Source organism: Pseudomonas sp. R4-35-07, from assembly GCF_003852235.1.
In the GTDB taxonomy this organism is placed as follows: domain Bacteria; phylum Pseudomonadota; class Gammaproteobacteria; order Pseudomonadales; family Pseudomonadaceae; genus Aquipseudomonas.
Window position 1 is genome coordinate 5,570,107 of the sequence record NZ_CP027732.1, and the last position, 18,577, is coordinate 5,588,683.

General features: G+C 60.9%; 19 protein-coding genes, 1 other RNA gene and 1 pseudogene. 8 read left to right on the top strand and 13 right to left on the bottom strand.

Annotated elements, in window-relative coordinates; genetic code table 11:
• Positions 1-30 precede the first annotated feature (30 nt).
• The 9 genes and pseudogenes from gcvH to C4J89_RS25640 form a co-directional block, all read right to left on the bottom strand.
• Positions 31-414 carry a glycine cleavage system protein GcvH gene (gcvH, locus tag C4J89_RS25600; RefSeq protein ID WP_124415867.1) on the bottom strand — a complete coding sequence of 128 codons (384 nt, stop codon included), beginning with the start codon at positions 412-414 and terminating at the stop codon, positions 31-33.
• A gap of 53 nt (positions 415-467) precedes the next feature.
• Positions 468-1,550 (bottom strand): glycine cleavage system aminomethyltransferase GcvT, encoded by a 1,083-nt coding sequence (gene gcvT, locus C4J89_RS25605; RefSeq protein ID WP_124415868.1) that lies wholly within the window; start codon positions 1,548-1,550, stop codon positions 468-470.
• Positions 1,551-1,706: 156 nt separating this feature from the next.
• Entirely contained in the window at positions 1,707-3,323 is a 1,617-nt protein-coding gene (locus C4J89_RS25610) for an iron ABC transporter permease (RefSeq protein ID WP_124364890.1), read from the bottom strand.
• 161 nt (positions 3,324-3,484) lie between these two features.
• Positions 3,485-4,489, bottom strand: a complete 1,005-nt coding sequence (locus C4J89_RS25615; RefSeq protein WP_124415869.1) for an extracellular solute-binding protein — start codon at positions 4,487-4,489, stop codon at positions 3,485-3,487.
• 176 nt (positions 4,490-4,665) lie between these two features.
• Positions 4,666-5,883: a 2-octaprenyl-3-methyl-6-methoxy-1,4-benzoquinol hydroxylase gene (locus C4J89_RS25620; RefSeq protein ID WP_164487626.1), complete on the bottom strand. Its 1,218-nt coding sequence runs from the start codon at positions 5,881-5,883 to the stop codon at positions 4,666-4,668.
• Between the two features lie 8 nt (positions 5,884-5,891).
• A pseudogene (locus tag C4J89_RS25625) lies at positions 5,892-5,984 on the bottom strand (tetrameric acyl-CoA thioesterase); the annotation flags it as partial.
• Positions 5,985-6,012: 28 nt separating this feature from the next.
• Positions 6,013-7,200, bottom strand: a complete 1,188-nt coding sequence (gene ubiH, locus C4J89_RS25630; protein ID WP_124415871.1) for a 2-octaprenyl-6-methoxyphenyl hydroxylase — start codon at positions 7,198-7,200, stop codon at positions 6,013-6,015.
• Complete coding sequence (pepP, locus tag C4J89_RS25635) at positions 7,197-8,519, bottom strand: Xaa-Pro aminopeptidase (RefSeq protein WP_124364895.1); 1,323 nt, start codon at positions 8,517-8,519, stop codon at positions 7,197-7,199. The genes ubiH and pepP overlap by 4 nt, the downstream gene beginning before the upstream one ends.
• 37 nt (positions 8,520-8,556) lie before the next feature.
• Entirely contained in the window at positions 8,557-9,114 is a 558-nt protein-coding gene (locus C4J89_RS25640; protein WP_124415872.1) for a YecA family protein, read from the bottom strand.
• A gap of 137 nt (positions 9,115-9,251) precedes the next feature.
• Here C4J89_RS25640 and C4J89_RS25645 point away from each other — a divergent pair, with 137 nt between their 5' ends.
• From C4J89_RS25645 to C4J89_RS25660, 4 genes are all read left to right on the top strand, one after another.
• Positions 9,252-9,461 carry a TIGR02449 family protein gene (locus C4J89_RS25645; protein WP_003177365.1) on the top strand — a complete coding sequence of 70 codons (210 nt, stop codon included), beginning with the start codon at positions 9,252-9,254 and terminating at the stop codon, positions 9,459-9,461.
• Positions 9,458-9,775: a cell division protein ZapA gene (locus C4J89_RS25650; RefSeq protein ID WP_005792389.1), complete on the top strand. Its 318-nt coding sequence runs from the start codon at positions 9,458-9,460 to the stop codon at positions 9,773-9,775. Before C4J89_RS25645 ends, C4J89_RS25650 begins: the two co-directional genes overlap by 4 nt.
• A 30-nt stretch (positions 9,776-9,805) precedes the next feature.
• Positions 9,806-9,984: non-coding RNA, 6S RNA (gene ssrS, locus C4J89_RS25655), on the top strand.
• 58 nt (positions 9,985-10,042) lie between these two features.
• Entirely contained in the window at positions 10,043-10,672 is a 630-nt protein-coding gene (locus tag C4J89_RS25660; RefSeq protein WP_124416071.1) for a 5-formyltetrahydrofolate cyclo-ligase, read from the top strand.
• Between the two features lie 7 nt (positions 10,673-10,679).
• On the opposite strand, the gene C4J89_RS26995 is transcribed toward C4J89_RS25660, so the two are convergent.
• Entirely contained in the window at positions 10,680-10,826 is a 147-nt protein-coding gene (locus C4J89_RS26995; RefSeq protein WP_015886446.1) for a hypothetical protein, read from the bottom strand.
• Positions 10,827-11,020: 194 nt separating this feature from the next.
• Between C4J89_RS26995 and C4J89_RS25665 the strand changes: the two genes are divergently transcribed.
• Together C4J89_RS25665 and C4J89_RS25670 are read left to right on the top strand one after the other, a co-directional pair.
• Positions 11,021-11,470 carry an EVE domain-containing protein gene (locus C4J89_RS25665; protein WP_124415873.1) on the top strand — a complete coding sequence of 150 codons (450 nt, stop codon included), beginning with the start codon at positions 11,021-11,023 and terminating at the stop codon, positions 11,468-11,470.
• 322 nt (positions 11,471-11,792) lie between these two features.
• Positions 11,793-12,200 (top strand): hypothetical protein, encoded by a 408-nt coding sequence (locus C4J89_RS25670; RefSeq protein ID WP_124415874.1) that lies wholly within the window; start codon positions 11,793-11,795, stop codon positions 12,198-12,200.
• Between the two features lie 68 nt (positions 12,201-12,268).
• Here the strand turns inward: C4J89_RS25670 and C4J89_RS25675 are convergent, their stop codons facing one another.
• On the bottom strand, positions 12,269-12,676 hold the full coding sequence (locus C4J89_RS25675; RefSeq protein WP_124415875.1) for a flagellar basal body-associated protein FliL: 408 nt from the start codon (positions 12,674-12,676) through the stop codon (positions 12,269-12,271).
• Between the two features lie 150 nt (positions 12,677-12,826).
• Here C4J89_RS25675 and C4J89_RS25680 point away from each other — a divergent pair, with 150 nt between their 5' ends.
• The gene (locus C4J89_RS25680; protein ID WP_124415876.1) at positions 12,827-13,804 is read left to right on the top strand and encodes an NADPH:quinone oxidoreductase family protein; all 978 of its coding nucleotides are present in this window, start codon (positions 12,827-12,829) and stop codon (positions 13,802-13,804) included.
• A 294-nt stretch (positions 13,805-14,098) separates the two neighbouring features.
• Positions 14,099-15,436 (top strand): glycerol-3-phosphate transporter, encoded by a 1,338-nt coding sequence (glpT, locus tag C4J89_RS25685; RefSeq protein ID WP_124364901.1) that lies wholly within the window; start codon positions 14,099-14,101, stop codon positions 15,434-15,436.
• Here the strand turns inward: glpT and C4J89_RS25690 are convergent.
• On the bottom strand, positions 15,433-16,086 hold the full coding sequence (locus tag C4J89_RS25690; protein ID WP_124364902.1) for a gamma-glutamylcyclotransferase: 654 nt from the start codon (positions 16,084-16,086) through the stop codon (positions 15,433-15,435). The genes glpT and C4J89_RS25690 overlap by 4 nt on opposite strands.
• A 27-nt stretch (positions 16,087-16,113) precedes the next feature.
• A complete protein-coding gene (locus C4J89_RS25695; protein WP_124415877.1) occupies positions 16,114-18,501 on the bottom strand; it encodes a TonB-dependent siderophore receptor in 2,388 nt (795 codons plus the stop codon).
• Between the last annotated feature and the right edge of the window lie 76 nt (positions 18,502-18,577).

The following is an 18,577-nucleotide window of genomic DNA, read 5'->3' on the forward strand; positions in this document are numbered from 1 at the left end:
AGCAAGCCCCCACCCACATGGGCCTTGCGTTTACTCGCCGATAGCGGCTTTGTAGCCGGCAGCGTCAAGTAGCTTGTCCAGATCAGCAGGGTTGCTTGGCTTGAGCTTGAAGATCCAGGCGCCGTACGGGTCAGAATTCAGCAGCTCAGGACTGCCACTCAACTCTTCGTTGACCGCAATCACCTCGCCAGCAACCGGCGAGTAGATATCCGAAGCGGCTTTCACCGACTCAACCACACCCGCCTGGCCTTGCGCTTCAAAAGTGGCACCGACCTCAGCCAGTTCAACAAACACCACATCACCCAAGGCTTCCTGTGCATGGTCGGAGATCCCGACGGTCACGCTGCCGTCGGCTTCCAGGCGGGCCCACTCGTGACTTTCGGCAAAACGCAGGTCGGCAGGGATATTGCTCATAGTCTGTGTCCTCAAGAAGAAATGTCAGCGGCCATAGGCCTGCCGGAAAATAGTTAGATCAGGGTTTTGCCATGGCGTACAAAGGTCGGCTTGACCACTCGCACCGGGTACCACTTGCCGCGGATTTCCACTTCGGCCCGGTCGGCAGTCGCCGTCGGTACGCGCGCCAGGGCAATGGATTTGCTCAGCGTAGGTGAGAAACTACCACTGGTGATCTCCCCTTCGCCAACATTGGCGATACGAACCACCTGGTGAGCGCGCAGAACCCCACGTTCTTCCAGGACCAGTCCCACTAATTTGAATTGCACGCCGGCAGCCTTTTCCGCCTCCAGCGCGGCGCGGCCGATGAAATTTCGCCCTGCGGGCTCCCAGGCGATGCTCCAGGCCATGTTGGCGGCCAGGGGTGATACCTGCCGGTGGATATCCTGGCCATACAGGTTCATGCCGGCTTCCAGGCGCAGGGTGTCGCGGGCACCGAGGCCGATGGGGGAGATACCGGCGCCCACCAGATCGTTGAAAAAACCCGGCGCCTGGTCGGCAGGCAGGACAATTTCCAGGCCGTCTTCGCCGGTGTAACCGGTGCGGGCAATAAACCAGTCGCCGTCGGCCTGGCCTTCGAACGGCTTGAGCTGATGGATCAGGGTGCCACGGGACTGGGTCACCAATTCGGCGATCTTGTGCCGCGCATGGGGACCTTGAATGGCGAGCATGGCCAACTCGGAGCGCTCCCGGAGTTGCACTTGATAGCTGCCCAGTTGCGCCTGCATCCAGGCCATGTCCTGGTCACGGGTGGCGGCGTTGACCACCAGCCGGTAACCGGTTTCGGTACGGTAGACGATCATGTCGTCCACTACCCCGCCCTGCTCGTTGAGCATGGCGCTGTACAACGCGCGGCCGCAGCCGTGCAATCGATCGACGTCATTGGCCAGCAAGTGCTGGAGCCATTCCTTGGCCTGAAGGCCGCTGACATCGATCACGGTCATATGAGATACATCGAACACCCCGCAGTCGCGCCGCACCTGATGGTGCTCCTCAACCTGCGAGCCGTAATGCAAAGGCATATCCCAACCGCCAAAATCGACCATTTTCGCGCCGAGGGCGAGATGCAGGTCATACAGAGGCGTACGCTGTCCCATGGGTGTCTCCTTCCGGGCTTGGCGAAGGTGCGCAGAGTTGCCGTTAGTGCCGAGCGCCTTGGGTGACAAGGCCTGCAGACACCTGTGGCAACCCGCCTCGAAAGACGCGGCACACCGAATGCCGCGCATTGTAGCCGCAAGCTGTAGGACTGGCACCTAACCGATTTGTCGTGCGGAACGTCGGATCAGTCCGATGACCGGCAACAACCCAACCAGTACCAGGGTCAGCGCCGGCAGCGAGGCCCGCGCCCACTCCCCTTCACTGGTCATTTCAAAGATCCGCACCGCCAGGGTGTCCCAGCCAAACGGGCGCATCAGCAAGGTGGCGGGCATTTCCTTGAGCACATCGACGAACACCAGCAGCGCCGCGCTCAGGGTGCCGGGCAGCAACAGCGGCAGATACACCTTGCAAAACAGTTGTGGCCCGCTCACGCCCAGGCTTCGGGCGGCCTCGGGCAACGACGGACGGATACGCGCCAGGCTGTTTTCCAGCGGCCCGTAGGCCACCGCCAGGAACCGCACCAGGTAGGCGAGCACCAGCGCCGAGAGGCTGCCCAGCAGCAACGGTTTGCCCGCACCGCTCAGCCAGCCCGACAGCGGCACCACCAGTTCGCGGTCCAGGTAGCTGAAGGCGAGCATGATCGACACCGCCAGCACCGAGCCGGGCAAGGCATAACCGACATTGGCCAGGCTGATGCCGGAGCGAATCGCCCGAGTCGGCGCAAGGCGGTTGGCGAACGCCAGTATCAGCGCCACTCCGACGGTGATCAGCGCCGCAATCGCGCCCAGGTACAGGGTGTGCAGGATCAGGCCGGTGTAGCGCTCATCCAGGTCGAACCGGCCGCGTTGCCAGAACCAGGCCACCAGTTGCAGTATCGGGATCACAAACGCGCAGGCAAACACCAAGCCACACCAGCCACTGGCCGCTGCCGCCTTGAACCCACGCAGGTGATACAACGCCTTGCCTCGCGGGCGCTCGTTGCTGGGCCGGCTCGCTCCCCGAGCGCGCCGCTCGCCATACAGCACCAGCATCACCACCAGCAGCAACAGGCTGGCCAGTTGGGCTGCGCTGGACAGGCTGAAAAAGCCGTACCAGGTTTTATAGATGGCGGTGGTGAACGTGTCGAAATTGAACACCGAGACCGCACCGAAATCCGCCAGGGTTTCCATCAAGGCGAGGGCGACACCCGCTCCAATCGCCGGACGGGCCATGGGCAGCGCCACGCGCCAGAACGCTTGCCAGGGCGACTGGCCCAGCACCCGCGCCGCTTCCATCAAGCCCTTGCCCTGAGCCAGGAATGCGGAGCGCGCCAGCAGGTAGACATAGGGGTAGAACACCAGCACCAATACGATGATCACGCCGCTGGTGGAACGCACACGCGGCAGGCGCAGCCCGGCGCCGAACACGTCGCGCAGCAGGGTTTGCACGGGGCCCGCAAAATCCAGCAGTCCCACGAACACGAAGGCCAACACGTAGGCCGGAATTGCAAAGGGCAGCATCAGTGCCCAATCCAGCCAGCGCCGCCCGGGGAATTCGCAGAGGCTGGTCAGCCAGGCCAGGCTTACGCCCAGCAACGTCACGCCAAGGCCAACGCCGAGCACCAGGGTCAAGGTGTTACCCAGCAAACGGGGCATCTGGGTGTCCCAGAGGTGGGACCAGATCTGGTGGTCGACGCTTTGCCAGGACAGCAACAGCACGCTCAGCGGCAGCAGCACCAGGGCGGCGACGCTGAAGACCGGCAGGTACCAGCGGCGTTGGGCGGGATGGGCCAAGAGCAAATTCCCTGGGAATGGAGTATCTGAAAGCAGACATAAAACAGTGTGGGAGGGGGCTTGCCCCCGATGGCGGTGAATCAGCCACTGATGATTAGACTGACACTCCGCAATCGGGGGCAAGCCCCCTCCCACATTTTGATCTGCGGCGATTTACAAAATCAGTTCCAGCCGGCGCGATCCATCAAGCGGATAGCCTCGGCCTGGCGCTTGCCCGCCACTTCCACCGGCAAGGTGTCGGCCACGAATTTGCCCCAGCTCGCCACTTCGGCCGACGGCGGTACCGCTGGGTTGGCGGGGAACTCCTGGTTCACATCGGCGAAAATCTGCTGCGCCCCGGGCGTGGTCATCCACTCCACCAAAGCCTTGGCCGCCGCCGGGTGTGGCGCGTGCTTGGTCAGGCCGATGCCCGACAGGTTCACATGCACGCCACGGTCGCCCTGGTTCGGCCAGAACAGCTTCACCGCCAGGTCCGGCTTCTGCTTGTGCAGGCGACCGTAGTAGTACGTGTTGACGATACCCACATCGCATTGCCCGGCATTGATCGCCTCCAGCACCGCGATATCGTCGGAGAACACATCGGTGGACAGGTTATTCACCCAGCCTTTGACGATTTCTTCAGTCTTGCTCGCGCCATGGGTTTCGATCAGCGTGGCGGTCAGTGACTGGTTGTAGACCTTTTTCGCCGTGCGCAGGCACAGCCGGCCTTCCCACTGCTTGTCGGCCAGGGCTTCGTAGGTGGTCAGGTCGCCCGGTTTTACCCGGTCGGTGGAATAGGCGATGGTGCGCGCGCGCAGGCTCAAGCCGGTCCAGGCGTGGGCCGAAGAACGGTATTGCAGCGGAATGTTCTTGTCGATCACCTCGGAGGTGAACGGCTGCAGGATGCCCATCTGCTCGGCCTGCCAGAGGTTGCCAGCGTCGACGGTGAGCAGCAGGTCGGCGGTGGCGTTTTCGCCTTCGGCCTTGATGCGCTGCATCAGCGGCGCTTCCTTATCAGTGATGAATTTGACCTGTACACCGGTCTTGCGGGTGTAGGCGTCGAACACCGGCTTGATCAGTTCGTCGATGCGCGAGGAGTACACCACCACTTCGTCGGCGGCCTGCACGGTGGTGCTGCCGATCAGGGTGAGTGCCAGGGCAGTCAGGAGGCGCTTGGGTGCCAACATGGGTGCGGTCGCTCATTTGCAAAAAGAGCGCAAATGATAAGGACTCACATTTGGTACCGCTTGCTGGAGGCGTTACCAGATGTTGCACGGCCGGAGGTATGCGTGAGGGCTGGCGGCCTCATCGGGGGCAAGTCGAATCGTCGCACCGCCCCTCCCACATGGGGCAGCATTTCAATTTACGGTTTGGCCAGGTCCGGGAGGTCGCCGGTCAAGCCCAAGGCCTGGCGTACAAACAATGCCTTGGCTTCCGGCAGTTGGTCGACGATTTTCAAGCCGGCATTGCGCAGCCAGCGCAACGGCAGTTGATCAGCCTGGAACAAACGCTCGAAACCTTCCATGGCCGCCATCAGCGCCAGGTTATGCGGCATGCGCCGCCGCTCGTAGCGGCTCAGCACCTTCACATCCGCCAGACGTTCACCACGTTCGTTGGCCGCCAGCAGCACTTCAGCCAGCACCGCAGCATCGAGAAACCCCAGGTTCACGCCCTGCCCCGCCAGCGGGTGGATGACGTGGGCCGCATCGCCAATCAATGCCAGGCCTTCGGCCACATAGCGTTTGGCGTGGCGCTGACGCAACGGCACGCAGACGCGCGGGTCGGCGCTGATCACGTTGCCGAGGCGCCCTTCAAAGGCACGCTCCAATTCATCACAAAAGCGTTCATCGTCCAGCGCCATCAGGCGCTCGGACTCCGCCGGCGTGGTCGACCACACAATCGAGCACCAATCCTCTTGCCCATCGCGCACCAGCGGCAAAAACGCCAGCGGGCCGGTGTCGGTGAAGCGTTGCCACGCCGTGCGTCGGTGCGGCTGGCTGCTGCGTACGCTGGTCACGATGGCGTTATGCAGGTAATCCCATTCACGGGTGGGCGTGCCGGTCAGGCGGCGCACCGCCGAGTTGGCGCCGTCGGCGGCGACCACCAGCGGCGCGCGCAGCTTGCGCCCATCGGCCAGGGTCAGCAGCCAGTCATCGCCGGAACGGCGCATCTGCTCCAGGCGCGCATTGGCCAGCAGCCCCAGGTCGCAATCATGCAGGCGGTCCAGCAAGGCATCCTGGACCACGCGGTTCTCGACGATATGCCCCAGCACTTCGGCATGTACGCTGGCCGCCGAGAAGTGGATCTGCCCAGTGCCGCTGCCGTCCCACACGTGCATCTCGCCATACGGGCTGGCGCGGCGCTGGACGATGCCGTCCCACACGCCAAGGCGCTCCAGAATGCGCTGGCTGGCGGCGGACAGCGCACTCACCCGCGGTTCAAACGGCGCTGCCGGTTCGAACGGCTTGACGCTCAACGGACTGCCGTCAAGCAGCAACACCTGCAGGCCACTGCCCTGCAACGCCAGCGCCAGGGCGCTTCCGACCATTCCGGCCCCGACAATCAGCACATCTGCGTGCATGTCCATAGTCAAGCCTGTCTCGCTGGCGGCTTGCGCCGCACGTAAAGGGTTTTGTCGACCCGCGCCACCAAGGTGCCGCAGCCGTCATGAATCTGAACCTTGTCGCGGCCCGGGTTCTCCATCAGCCACTTACGCATCGGAGCGCGTGCCCAGGCCCATGGCCTGGCGGGCGAACCAGCGTTTGGCCGGCGGTAACAGGTCCAGGCCAAGCAGGCCCATGTTGCGCCCCAGCGCCACCAGCGGTTGCCCGCTGCCGAACAGGCGCGTGACCTGGTCGGAGAAACCCACGGTCAGTTGCTGGTCCAGGCGCTGGCGCTCGCGATAGCGTTGCAGTGTCGCCAGGTCACCCGGCACTGCCGGCCCGGCCAGCAAGGCTTCGGCCAGGGCATTGGCATCGCGCAGGGACAGGTTGAAACCCTGCCCGGCGATCGGGTGCAGGCTATGCGCGGCATTGCCGAGCACCACCAGGTGCGAGCGCACTTGCTCTTCCGCTTCCACCAGGCTCAGCGGATACAGATGCCGCGCGCCCACTTGTTTCAGGGTGCCCAGGCGATAGCCGAACACGCCCTGCAATTCGCTCAGGAAACTGCGCTCATCCAGATTGGCCAGGCGCTGGGCGTCCATGCCGATGCGCGTCCAGACCAGCGCACAGCGGTTGTCGGGCAGCGGCAGCAAGGCCATCGGCCCCTCATCGGTGAAACGCTCGAACGCTTCGCCATTGTGGGCTTCGCTCGGGGTGATATTGGCGATCAGCGCGCTCTGGTTGTAGGGCCGGGTTTTCACGCCGATGCCAAGCTGCTCGCGCAGACCGGAGCGGCCGCCATCGGCCAATACCGCAAGGTCACACTCGAGTACGGTTTCGTCATTGAGGGTCAGGCGATAGCCGTCGGGCAGCGGCTCCATGCGCGTGACTTCCGCCGGGCAGCGCCAGCTGACCACCTCTTTATCCAGGCCTTGCCACAGGCATTGGCCCAGCCAGGCGTTTTCCACCACGTAACCGAGGGCCGGCACCCCCTCTTCCAGGGCTGACAGACGCGCGGTGGAGAAGCGTCCACGGTCGGACACATGAATCTGCTTGATCGGCTCGGCGCGACGGGAAATATCCTGCCACACGCCCAGGCGCTGATAGATCTGCCGGGCACCAAAGGACAACGCCGAAGAACGCGCATCGTAGCTCGGCTGATAGCTGTCACCCGGCGCGAAGGGTTCGATCAGTGCGATTTTCCAGCCGCGCGCCTTGGCCCCGGCCTGCAACGCCAGGGCTAGGCTGGCGCCCACCAGACCGCCGCCGATGATCGCCAGGTTGACCCGGCTCATCGGGCAGCCGCCATCAGTGCTTCGATCTCGGCCACCGTCTTGGGCACCGCGCCGGTCAGGATTTCACAGCCTTGCTTGGTCACTATCACGTCGTCCTCGATGCGTACGCCAATGCCACGCCACTTCTTCGCTACGTTCTGGTTGTCCGGTGAAATATAGATCCCCGGCTCCACGGTCAAGGCCATGCCGACTTCCAGCACGCGCCATTCACCGCCCACTTTGTACTCGCCCACGTCATGCACATCCATGCCCAGCCAGTGGCCGGCGCGGTGCATGTAAAAGGCGCGGTAGGCCTCATTGGCGATCAACTCGTCAACGTCGCCTTGCAGCAACCCCAGCTTGACCAACCCGGCAGTGATGACCTGCACGGTCGCCTCATGCGCCTGGTTCCAATGCTTGTTCGGCGCAATCTGCTTGAAGGCGGCTTCCTGGGAAGCCAGCACAATTTCGTAGATCGCCTTCTGTTCGGGCGAAAACTTGCCATTGACCGGCCAGGTGCGGGTGATGTCACTGGCGTAGCAGTCGATCTCGCAACCGGCGTCGATCAGCACCAGGTCGCCGTCCCTGAGCAGCGCGTCATTCTGCTGGTAATGCAGGATGCAGCTGTTACGCCCGGACGCGACGATGGAGCCATAGGCCGGCATTTTCGCGCCGCCCTTGCGGAATTCGTAATCCAGCTCGGCTTCCAGGCTGAACTCGTGCAGGCCGGCACGGCTGGCCTGCATCGCCCGCACATGGGCCGCGCAGGAAATCCGCGCCGCCTCGCGCATCACCTTCACTTCCGCCGCCGATTTATACAGGCGCATGTCGTGCAACAGATGATCCAGGGCAACGAATTCGTTCGGCGGCTGGGCACCCAGGTGCGCTTTGGAGCGGATCACGTTGATCCACTCCATCACGTGCCGGTCGAATTCGGCATTGCTGCCCATGGCTGAATACACCCGGTCACGGCCTTCGATCAGGCCGGGCAGGATGTCGTCGATGTCGGTGATGGGAAACGCGTCGTCAGCCCCGTAATCACGGATCGCGCCTTCGGTGCCGGCGCGCAGGCCATCCCACAATTCGCGTTCGGCGTTGCGTTCGCGGCAGAACAGCACGTACTCGCCATGCTGGCGACCGGGCATCAGCACGATCACCGCTTGCGGTTCGGGAAAACCGCTCAGGTACTGGAAGTCGCTGTCCTGGCGGTAGACATGCTCCACATCACGATTGCGGATCGCCACGGCGGCGGCCGGCAGGATCGCGATGCTGTTGGGTTCCATCTGCGCCATGAGCGCCTTGCGGCGACGGGTGTATTCCGCTTTGGGGATATGGATCATGGACAGATGGGCTTCCTCGTTTAGTGCAGCGACGGCCTTAGTGCAACGACGGCTTAGCAGCGACCGGTTCAGCGGACTTTTTGGTCTCGGTGAACAACAGCAACGGCGCGACGCGCAGGTATTCCATGACTTCCATGTAGTCGCCCTCGCCGTCCTCGGACTCTTCCAGGGCGTCTTGCACCTGGGAGATGGCTGCCAGGTCCTGCAGCACCTCCTTGGCGTCGGTGCTCAGCTCCAGGCCACCGGCGTTCACGCCGAAACCGTGGAGGAAACCCTGGCACCACTGGCCCAGCGCGGCGGCGCGTTCGGCCAGCGGCGCATCGTCGGTGGGCAGCAGCAGGACCACGGTGACGTCATCACCGGTCAGCTCGCCCTTGACCATCTCTTGCAGGCCGATCAGCGCATTGCGCACGTTTTCTTCGGGTTCTTTCTCCAGCAGCTCGGCCACATCGGCCAGCCAGTTGTCGGCATCGAAGCCGACACCGGTGCAGCTGCGGCCCAACAGCACGCCGTGCAGTTCGGCAGGCGAGCAAGGATGGCCGCTGGTGCTCAGCAGTTTGGAAAAAGCGTCGTACGGGGAGTTCTGAATGGGCATGGTGAGCTAGGCGCCAGACGGCGCAATGTCTAGAATGGAGCGCTGTATCCTAGCACCGGCAGACGTACCAAGACTATCGAGGACGTCAGATCGTTTATCCTGCAGTTGCCATTCATCAGACAATCCAGTGGAACCCAATGGAAGACACCGACCTGCAAGCGCTGATGGCCAGACTCGAACTGCTAATTGATCGGGTCGAGCAACTTAAGAGTCAAAACGGACTCCTACTAGCTCAGGAAAAAACCTGGCGCGAGGAACGCGCTCACCTCATTGAAAAAAACGAAATCGCCCGGCGTAAGGTCGAATCGATGATTTCGCGCCTGAAGGCCCTGGAGCAAGACTCATGAGTTCAAGCAATAGCGTTACCGTGCAGATCCTCGACAAAGAATATTCGATCATCTGCCCCCAGGAAGAGCGCAGCAACCTGGTGAGCGCTGCCCGCTACCTGGACGGCAAGATGCGCGAAATCCGCAGCAGCGGCAAAGTGATCGGCGCCGACCGCATCGCCGTGATGGCCGCGCTGAACATTACCCACGACCTGCTGCATAAGCAGGAGCGCCCTGACGTGCAGGCCAGCGGCTCGACCCGCGAGCAAGTGCGTGACCTGCTCGAACGCGTTGATCTGGTGCTTTCCACCGATTCAGACGCACCCAAGGGCTGATTGCCGAGTCTGTTTAAGGTATACTCGCCCCACTCCCTGGCGTGCTTGCCAGTCGGCGATGTCCCGGAGCCGATTCGCACTACCCTGGAAGTTGCACGTTGGGCTGGTGTGCATGTCCGCTAGACGGAAAGCCTTAAAGCCTACTGCTTCTTCCACCTTGAACTTTCGGGTTCAAGGGCTTAGTCGACAGCGGTTCTGTCGGGGAGCCTGAATTTCCAAACTCAATGCCAGTCCCAGGACTGGCATTGTTTTATGAGCCGAAAAGCCATGACCCAACCTGCGCCGCTTTCCCGTCCGCAACTTCGACGCATGTTGCGCAACGCCCGCCGCGCCCTCACGCCCCGCGAGCAGCGCCAGGCCGCCTGCGGCCTGTATCGGCAACTGGCACAGCACCCGCTGTTTCGCAGGGCCAAACATATTTCCTTATATTTACCGACGGACGGCGAAATCGATCCGCGCCTGCTGCTGCGCGCTGCCCAGCGCCGGGGTAAGGCCACCTACCTGCCCGTACTGAGTGCGTGGCCACGTACCAAGATGGTGTTCCAACGCGTGCGGCCTGGGGATAAGTTGTTGCCCAACCGCTTTCGCATTCTGGAGCCACGGGCCAATGCCCGGTGCCAACGCAAGGTGTGGGCGCTGGACCTGGTGCTGCTGCCGCTGGTGGGGTTCGATAATGAGGGCGGGCGATTGGGCATGGGAGGCGGATTCTATGACCGCAGCCTGGCCTACCTTGCCAGGCGAAAAAACTGGCGCAAGCCGACGCTGTTGGGGCTGGCCCATGAATGTCAGCAAGTCGATCGCCTGGCGCAGGCGAGCTGGGACGTGCCGCTGGCGGGCACTGTCACCGATAAGCAATGGTTTGTCGCAGAAACGTCGCAGGAACCGCGACGCGTTTAAAACCGTGTTAACGCTTGAATTGCTGTTGCACAGGCGAGAGTTCAACTGGCGCATCGGTCTTGTTCGACCACAGGCTCTGGGCATACCCGGTGGTCACGACGCCCAGACCAAACAAAATTACCAAAATCCATAGTAAATCCGGTTTACGTTGCATCGATTGCCCCCCTTCAGGCACCTCGTACACGATGACAACAACGTTCCAAAGTAGTCCGTTGCGGCTGTACCAAGCTTAAAAGCCGGCATTCTGCGGTAACGTGAACCAACACGCAAACCTTGACGCCAACCGACTGTCGGTTTGTCATGGCATTGCCCGACAACTTGCCCAATGCCTTTCTCAGGAGCCCCGAAATGGCCTACTGGCTGATGAAATCCGAGCCCGACGAGCTCTCCATCAACGACCTGGAAAAGCTCGGCAACACGCGCTGGGACGGGGTTCGCAACTACCAGGCGCGCAATTTCCTGCGCGCCATGGCGGTGTGCGATGAGTTTTTCTTCTATCACTCCAGTTGTCCGGAGCCGGGTATTGCCGGTATCGGCAAAATTATCCAGGCCGCCTACCCCGACCCCACCGCGCTGGAACCGGACAGCCATTATTTCGACGCCAAGGCCAGCGCGGAGAAAAATCCGTGGAGTGCTATCAATGTGGCGCACGTCCAGACGTTTCCCAAAGTACTGGGCCTGGGCTACCTGAAACAGCAAGCCTCCCTCGCCGAGTTGCCACTGGTGCAGAAGGGCAGCCGGCTTTCGGTGATGTCGGTCACGCCGGAGCAGTGGGCTGCGATTCTTCGACTGCTTTAACTGTTCCGATGCTGTTGCTATCAGGCGGCAGTATGCCACTGGACCGGGATGCAGGGTATGTGTGATGTACCGGACTTACTGGCGCGGGGATTGACTGTTGTTTTTTTGCGGTGGCGCTGTCGCGGTTCAGGAGAAGTCTTGGCTCTTGAGACAAGCATCTAAGACCCTTCGGTTATAAAAAGAAAAGAAATCAGAAAAAACAACATAAAGAACTGTCACTTATGACAGTAGCTGGCTCTTTCTCCTTAGTGCTTACTTTGGCGTAACGGTTGCCACCGAAAACTTGAGCAACTGGTCACACTCATTACTTCAGGGAATAGCCATGCCTGACATAACGACATCCAAACACTCCGAATGTGGCGATATTACTACCATCACTATCGATAAAAACAACCCCACGGGAATAATGACCGTAACAGGAGAATATCCATCATGGGGATTCAAGGGCGACATAGAGGTTGAGTACGCTGCTTCTGGAAGTGTATTCACCCTTAAAACTCGAAGGTATAGATTCAGCGGTGCGAACCAAGGGCAGAACCAGAGATTCGAAGTTGAGTTCGGTCCAATATTGGCGATAGATCCAATACAGGGTGGACAATGGATTAATTGGCCTTCATCTATGGAGAGGCCCTATTATCCTCCGGGGATGATTTTTACATTTTTATTCAACTTCCATGTTGAACCATGTGGGGTAACCAGATACGACAAGAGATTCGTGGTTTTCCAATAATTACTTCAATTGTAAACACCAACGAGCCTGCGGCTTGTCACGCAAGCCGCAGGCTCGTTAATCAGCAGTTACTGAATAATCAAGTTATTGAACAACAAATCCTCCACCATCGGCTTGCCCGTCTCGTCATTCATCACTTGCTGGGTTTGCTTAAGAGCTTCCTGACGCAGCTTTTCCTTACCTTCGACGCTGCTCATGGCTTCGTTGGTCTGCTGGGTAAACAGTGCCACCAGCTGGTTGCGAATCAACGCATCGTTGGCTTTGACCGCTGCGGCGGCTTCGGTACCGGTGACGCGCAGGGCGATGTCGGCCTTGTACACCTTGAGCTTGGCCGTGCCATCCAGCCCGTAGTTGCCCACGAATGGCGGGGTAAGGCTGATATAGCTGACTTTCGGCGCCTCGCCCTCTTTGGCTTCTTCGGCCAGGGCCGCCATCGGCAAGGTCAGGGCCAGCATCAACAGGATCCACGCTTTCACAGTTCATTCCTCGAATTCGGTTGCCGGGTAGCATAACGCTAGCAAGGCTGAGCACAAGCTTATGGGGGCTTATCAGGCGCGGGCATGCTCGTTGACCCACGGGCGTACCCTCCTACACTTATCGGCCACGACGCCAAAAGGAATAGTCCGATGAAAGCTGTGCTGTGCAAAGCCTTCGGCCCCGCCGAAAACCTGGTGCTGGAAGAGATCGCCAGCCCTGCGATCAAGCAGAACGAAATCCTGCTGGACGTGCACGCGGCCGGGGTGAATTTCCCGGACACCCTGATTATCGAAGGCAAGTACCAGTTCAAGCCGCCCTTCCCGTTTTCGCCGGGTGGCGAAGCGGCGGGCGTGGTGAGTGAGGTCGGGGAGAAGGTCAGTCACTTGAAAGTCGGTGATCGTGTAATGGCCTTGACCGGCTGGGGCAGCTTTGCCGAGCAGGTCGCGGTGCCGGGCTATAACGTGCTGCCGATCCCGCCGAGCATGGACTTCAACACCGCCGCCGCCTTCAGCATGACCTACGGCACCTCGATGCACGCACTGAAACAGCGGGCCAACCTGCAACCCGGCGAAACCCTGTTGGTGCTCGGCGCTTCCGGTGGCGTGGGCCTGGCCGCCGTGGAAATCGGCAAGGCCATGGGCGCCCGGGTGATCGCCGCCGCCAGCAGCGCCGACAAGCTCGCGGTGGCTAAGGCGGCCAGCGCCGATGAGCTGATCAACTACAGCGAAGCCAGCCTCAAGGACGAGGTCAAGCGCCTGACCGGTGGCAACGGCGCCGATGTGATCTACGATCCCGTGGGTGGCGACCTGTTTGACCAGGCCATCCGCTCGATCGCCTGGAACGGCCGCTTGTTGGTGGTGGGCTTTGCCAGCGGGCGCATCCCGGAACTGCCGGTGAACCTGGCACTGCTCAAGGGCGCGGCGGTGGTGGGGGTGTTCTGGGGTTCGTTTGCCCAGCGTCAGCCACAGGACAATGCGGCGAATTTTCAGCAACTGTTCACCTGGTATGGCGAGGGCAAGTTGAAGCCGTTGGTGTCGCAGGTGTATCCGCTGGCGCAGGCTGCGCAGGCTATTAACGACCTGGGGCAACGCAAGGCGGTGGGCAAGGTGGTCGTTCAAACCCGCTGACCAATGTGAAATGCAGTCAAATGTGGGAGGGGGCTTGCCCCCGATTGCAGTGGATCAGTTGACACATATGTTGACTGAACCACCGCTATCGGGGGCAAGCCCCCTCCCACATTTGGATCTCCAGCGCCTGCAGAATCCACTTACGACCACAACTTATCTATTCGCGACATGTTCATAAGAGAACATGCAATTGCTTTGATTTCCTGTGTTTGCAGATAAGAGGCGATGCTATTTTCGGTAACGAAACTGTAACATTCGCATCCGCAGTCAAAACAAGAAATCTGGAGCTCTTGAATGTTTGCTTTCTTTCGCCCTGCCGCACATCAGGCGCCCCTGCCTGAAGAAAAAATAGACACAACCTACCGACGGCTGCGCTGGCAGATCTTCGCCGGTATTTTCATCGGTTACGCCGGCTACTACCTGCTGCGCAAAAACTTCTCCCTGGCCATGCCCTACCTGATCGACGAGGGTTACACCCGTGGTGAACTGGGCCTGGCGATGTCGGCCATCGCGATTGCCTACGGCCTGTCCAAGTTCCTCATGGGCTTGGTGTCCGACCGCTCCAACCCGCGCTACTTCCTGCCCTTCGGCCTGCTGGTTTCAGCCGGGGTGATGTTCATTTTCGGTTTCGCGCCGTGGGCAACGTCCAGCGTGACCATGATGTTCATTTTGCTGTTCATCAACGGTTGGGCCCAGGGCATGGGCTGGCCACCGAGTGGGCGGACCATGGTGCACTGGTGGTCGCAGAAGGAACGCGGCGGCGTGGTATCGGTGTGGAACGTGGCGCACAACGTCGGCGGCGGCCTGATCGGCCCGCTGTTCCTGTTGGGCATGGCCTGGTTCAACGACTGGCATGCGGCATTTTACGTGCCGGCCACGGTGGCGCTGGCAGTGGCGGCGTTTGCCTTCATCACCATGCGTGACACCCCGCAATCGGTCGGCTTGCCGCCTATCGAAAAGTACAAGAACGACTACCCGGAAGGCTACGACGCCAGCCACGAAGACGAATTCAGCGCCAAGGAAATCTTCGTCAAGTACGTGCTGCGCAACAAAATGCTGTGGTACATCGCGTTCGCCAACGTGTTCGTCTACTTGCTGCGCTACGGCGTACTGGACTGGGCGCCGACCTACTTGAAAGAAGCCAAGCATTTCACAGTCGACAAGTCGTCGTGGGCGTATTTCTTCTACGAGTGGGCCGGTATCCCGGGCACGCTGCTGTGTGGCTGGATGTCGGACAAGATCTTCCGTGGCAATCGCGGCCTGACCGGCATCGTGTTCATGGCGCTGGTGACCGTGGCGACCCTGGTTTACTGGCTTAACCCGCCGGGCAATCCTACGGTCGACATGATCGCTCTGGTTTCCATCGGCTTCCTGATCTACGGCCCGGTGATGCTGATCGGCCTGCAGGCGCTGGAACTGGCACCGAAGAAAGCCGCCGGTACGGCTGCGGGTTTCACCGGCCTGTTCGGCTACCTGGGCGGTTCGGTGGCCGCGAGTGCGGCGATGGGCTACACCGTGGACCACTTCGGCTGGGACGGTGGTTTCGTGCTGCTGATCGGCGCATGCGTCTTGGCGATTGCCTTCCTGATCCCAACGCTGTGGCACACCAACAGCGTCAGCTCGGCGCGTTAACCGCCTGAGCAATCCTTTGCACAACGCTTGAGCCGCGCCTCCAGGTTTTTATCTGGCATGGCGTGGCTACGCAGGGCGTTCACGGTCTGCTCGACATAATCACGAGTGGTGCCGTAACGCCCGCAAGCGCTTTGCAGCACATGATTGAGCACAATATCGGGCAAGTTGCCGGCATAGCTGGGCAAGTGCCGCTCAAGCACAAACCCCAACGCCTGTACCTGGCTGCCATCTTCCAGCCGGCAACTGAGCCAGTGCGGTCGATAGGACGGGTAAGGCATCTCGCGTTGCCACAACGCATAAAGCGAAGCCTCCAACTGATCTTCCGGCAAGCGGTAAGCAAACCCGCTGCACGAGCCGCCTCGATCCAGCCCGAACACCAAGCCCGGCAACTCCGGCGTGCCCCGGTGCTCGTGGGACCACAAGTACAAGCCCCGATGATAACCATGGACCCGCGCTCGCACCCGCTCGGTGGATGAACATTCCGGGCGCCAGATCAGCGAACCATATGCAAATAGCCAGACCGGCCCACCCTTGTGCCGAGCCATGGTGGCCTGCATTGAGCTCATCAATTGTTCGTGAGTGAGTTGCGGCCCCAAGTCGAGCCGCGGAGGGTAAGCCAACTGCAAAAGATCGGTTTCAATGGCGGTCATGGCGAAAAGCGATGCGCCTCCTATGTATTACCAGTTGTAAGCGACTTTACCGTAATAAAACGCGCCGCTGTAACCGTACGGCGAAAAAGTGCTGTAGGCGAGATTGCCACCACTGCTGGCGTAGGCATTGACCTTCTCGGGGTATTTGTCGGTGACGTTGTCGCCACCAAGGGTGAAAGTCCAGTTCTTCAATTTGTAATCCGCCGACAGGTCGAGCACCCAGGCCGCCTTGAAGGTCTGGTCGTTGACCTTGTCCGCCTGGTAGCTGGTGAACTCACCATAGCGCACCAGGTTGCTGTGCAGCGCCCACTGGCCGAAGGTGAAATCGTTGCCCAGGCTCAGCTTGTGCTGGGGGGTGGTGTCACCGAGCAAACCGATGCGCTCGCGACGGTCCACCCGCACCAGGTTGGCGCCCAGACTGTCGAGGACCGCCGGGTTGGCTTTCACGTCGGTGACTTTGGTGTGGTTGTAGTTGTAGCCCACGGTGCTGTTCCAGCGGATACCGTTATCGAACTGATAGCGATAGTTGGCCACCAGGTCGATGCCGTCGGTGCTGGTGTCGGTGGCATTGGTGAAGTAACGCGCGGTGGTGTAGTTGATATTGCCGACCCCGTTGGCTTGCAGGTAGGCAACCGTCGCCGGGTTGAGCGCGAGGTTGGACGACAGGCTGATGCGGTCACGTATGTCGATGCGATACACATCCAGCGTCACCGTCAGGTCGTCGGCAGGCTCCAGCACCAGGCCAAGGCTGTAGTTGCGTGACTTCTCGGCCTTGAGGTCTTCGGCGCCGAGCAGTCGCGCCACCTGGCTGTTAGCCGGGAACGTGCCGGCCTCCTGGATCGTGTTGCCGATCAACTGCGACGAGGTATAGGCGAAATTCTGCTGAGCCAGGGACGGCGCGCGAAAGCCGTTGGAAATGCTGCCGCGCAACGCCACTTGCGGGGTGAAGTCATAACGGGCCGACAGCGAACCGCTGAAATTGGAGCCAAAATCGCTGTAGTCCTCATGGCGCACGGCAGCCGAGGCGCTGAGTTTTTCGGTGAAGTTGGTTTCCAGGTCCAGATATTGCGCCCAGTTATGCCGGGTGCTGGTGCCCGCATCCGCATCGCGGAAGCCGCCGAGGCCCGAGCTGCCGGTCTGGTAGTAGGACGCGGGCTCCCCTGCTTCGATTTGATAGCTCTGATGCAGGTATTCACCGCCAAACGCCACGGAAACCGGGTACGGCAGAAAGCCCAGGTCAAACTCCCGGGACAGGTCCAGGCTGACTTGCTTCTGATCGTTGCTCAAGGTGCCGTTGTTGAATTTGCGCGGCGTGCCCAGGCCCAGGGACGTATTGATGGTTTCAGTGCCCAGTTCATACTGGTTCTTGCCGTAGTTGGCCGACAAATCGTAGTGCCAGTCGTAAGCCAGCAGACCACGCAAACCGGCCACCAGTGAGGTGTCTTCCAGGTTACCCTTGATCAGCGGCAGGTAGCCGTTAGGGTTGAGCGCCGCAATATTGTTGGACGCATTGCTCGCCCGATAGAACGCTGCCGTTTCGCCACGCCGCTTGCTGTAGCCGCCGAAGGTGTAGAACTCGGCCGCATCGTTGAAGGCATATTCGGCGTTGAACTGGAACTTGCCTTCATTGGTGGCAGGCTCGCCCTGACGGAACACACGCTGACCGTAGGTGGTAGAGCCGATGCTGCCGGGGCGGTAATCATTACCTGCGCGATTGGTGTAATCGTTGTCGGCGCCTTCGGCCGAGAGGTTGATAAAGCCATTGTCGCCCAATGCGAGGCCGGTGTTGCCACTGACAGTGCGCTGGATTCCGTCGCCCTTCTTGTATTCACCGAACTTGGTGGAGACGGAGCCGCCATGGTCGGCATGCTTGAGGATCACGTTGATCACCCCGGCGATCGCATCGGAGCCGTAACGTGCAGAGGCGCCATCACGCAGCACTTCGATGTGGTCGACTGCCGAGAGCGGGATCGCGTTCAAGTCTGCCGGTGCAGAACCACGGCCCACCGCTCCGCCGAGATTGACGAAGGCACTGGTGTGACGGCGCTTGCCGTTAACCAGCACCAGCACCTGGTCCGGCGACAGGCCGCGCAACTGCGCCGGGCGCACCAGTTCGGCGCCATCGACCAGGCTTGGCCGGGGAAAGTTGATCGATGGAATCAGGCGCGCCAACACGGCGCCCAATTCGTCGGAGCCGGTGCTGCGCAGGGTTTCGCCGGAGATCACGTCGATAGGCGACAACGAAGCGCTGGCAGTGCGCTCCTGAGCGCGGGTACCGGTAACGATCACAGCGTCGAGCCTGGGCGCTTCGGCGGCAGGCGTTTCGTCTGCCAGGACGGGATTGAACCCCACAGCGGTCAGCAAATTGGCCGACAAAATCGCTGAGTACAGCGCGTGTTTCTTGTAACTCCCCATACCGCTCCCCTTGAATCAGGAATCAGAACTTCACTGCTCTGAATTCGTACGATCGGTCCGGCTGGCGGGCGGTGGC

What these genes read in the sequence shown, in the direction of transcription:
- C4J89_RS25615 (WP_124415869.1), bottom strand. Translation starts at nt 4,489, where the DNA reads ATGTTGGCACCCAAGCGCCTCCTGACTGCCCTGGCACTCACCCTGATC.
- C4J89_RS25690 (WP_124364902.1), bottom strand. Translation starts at nt 16,086, where the DNA reads ATGACCGCCATTGAAACCGATCTTTTGCAGTTGGCTTACCCTCCGCGG.
- C4J89_RS26995 (WP_015886446.1), bottom strand. Translation starts at nt 10,826, where the DNA reads ATGCAACGTAAACCGGATTTACTATGGATTTTGGTAATTTTGTTTGGT.
- gcvH (WP_124415867.1), bottom strand. Translation starts at nt 414, where the DNA reads ATGAGCAATATCCCTGCCGACCTGCGTTTTGCCGAAAGTCACGAGTGG.
- pepP (WP_124364895.1), bottom strand. Translation starts at nt 8,519, where the DNA reads ATGATCCATATCCCCAAAGCGGAATACACCCGTCGCCGCAAGGCGCTC.
- glpT (WP_124364901.1), top strand. Translation starts at nt 14,099, where the DNA reads ATGTTTGCTTTCTTTCGCCCTGCCGCACATCAGGCGCCCCTGCCTGAA.
- C4J89_RS25660 (WP_124416071.1), top strand. Translation starts at nt 10,043, where the DNA reads ATGACCCAACCTGCGCCGCTTTCCCGTCCGCAACTTCGACGCATGTTG.
- C4J89_RS25640 (WP_124415872.1), bottom strand. Translation starts at nt 9,114, where the DNA reads ATGCCCATTCAGAACTCCCCGTACGACGCTTTTTCCAAACTGCTGAGC.
- C4J89_RS25650 (WP_005792389.1), top strand. Translation starts at nt 9,458, where the DNA reads ATGAGTTCAAGCAATAGCGTTACCGTGCAGATCCTCGACAAAGAATAT.
- C4J89_RS25670 (WP_124415874.1), top strand. Translation starts at nt 11,793, where the DNA reads ATGCCTGACATAACGACATCCAAACACTCCGAATGTGGCGATATTACT.
- C4J89_RS25680 (WP_124415876.1), top strand. Translation starts at nt 12,827, where the DNA reads ATGAAAGCTGTGCTGTGCAAAGCCTTCGGCCCCGCCGAAAACCTGGTG.
- ubiH (WP_124415871.1), bottom strand. Translation starts at nt 7,200, where the DNA reads ATGAGCCGGGTCAACCTGGCGATCATCGGCGGCGGTCTGGTGGGCGCC.
- C4J89_RS25665 (WP_124415873.1), top strand. Translation starts at nt 11,021, where the DNA reads ATGGCCTACTGGCTGATGAAATCCGAGCCCGACGAGCTCTCCATCAAC.
- C4J89_RS25695 (WP_124415877.1), bottom strand. Translation starts at nt 18,501, where the DNA reads ATGGGGAGTTACAAGAAACACGCGCTGTACTCAGCGATTTTGTCGGCC.
- C4J89_RS25645 (WP_003177365.1), top strand. Translation starts at nt 9,252, where the DNA reads ATGGAAGACACCGACCTGCAAGCGCTGATGGCCAGACTCGAACTGCTA.
- gcvT (WP_124415868.1), bottom strand. Translation starts at nt 1,550, where the DNA reads ATGGGACAGCGTACGCCTCTGTATGACCTGCATCTCGCCCTCGGCGCG.
- C4J89_RS25620 (WP_164487626.1), bottom strand. Translation starts at nt 5,883, where the DNA reads ATGCACGCAGATGTGCTGATTGTCGGGGCCGGAATGGTCGGAAGCGCC.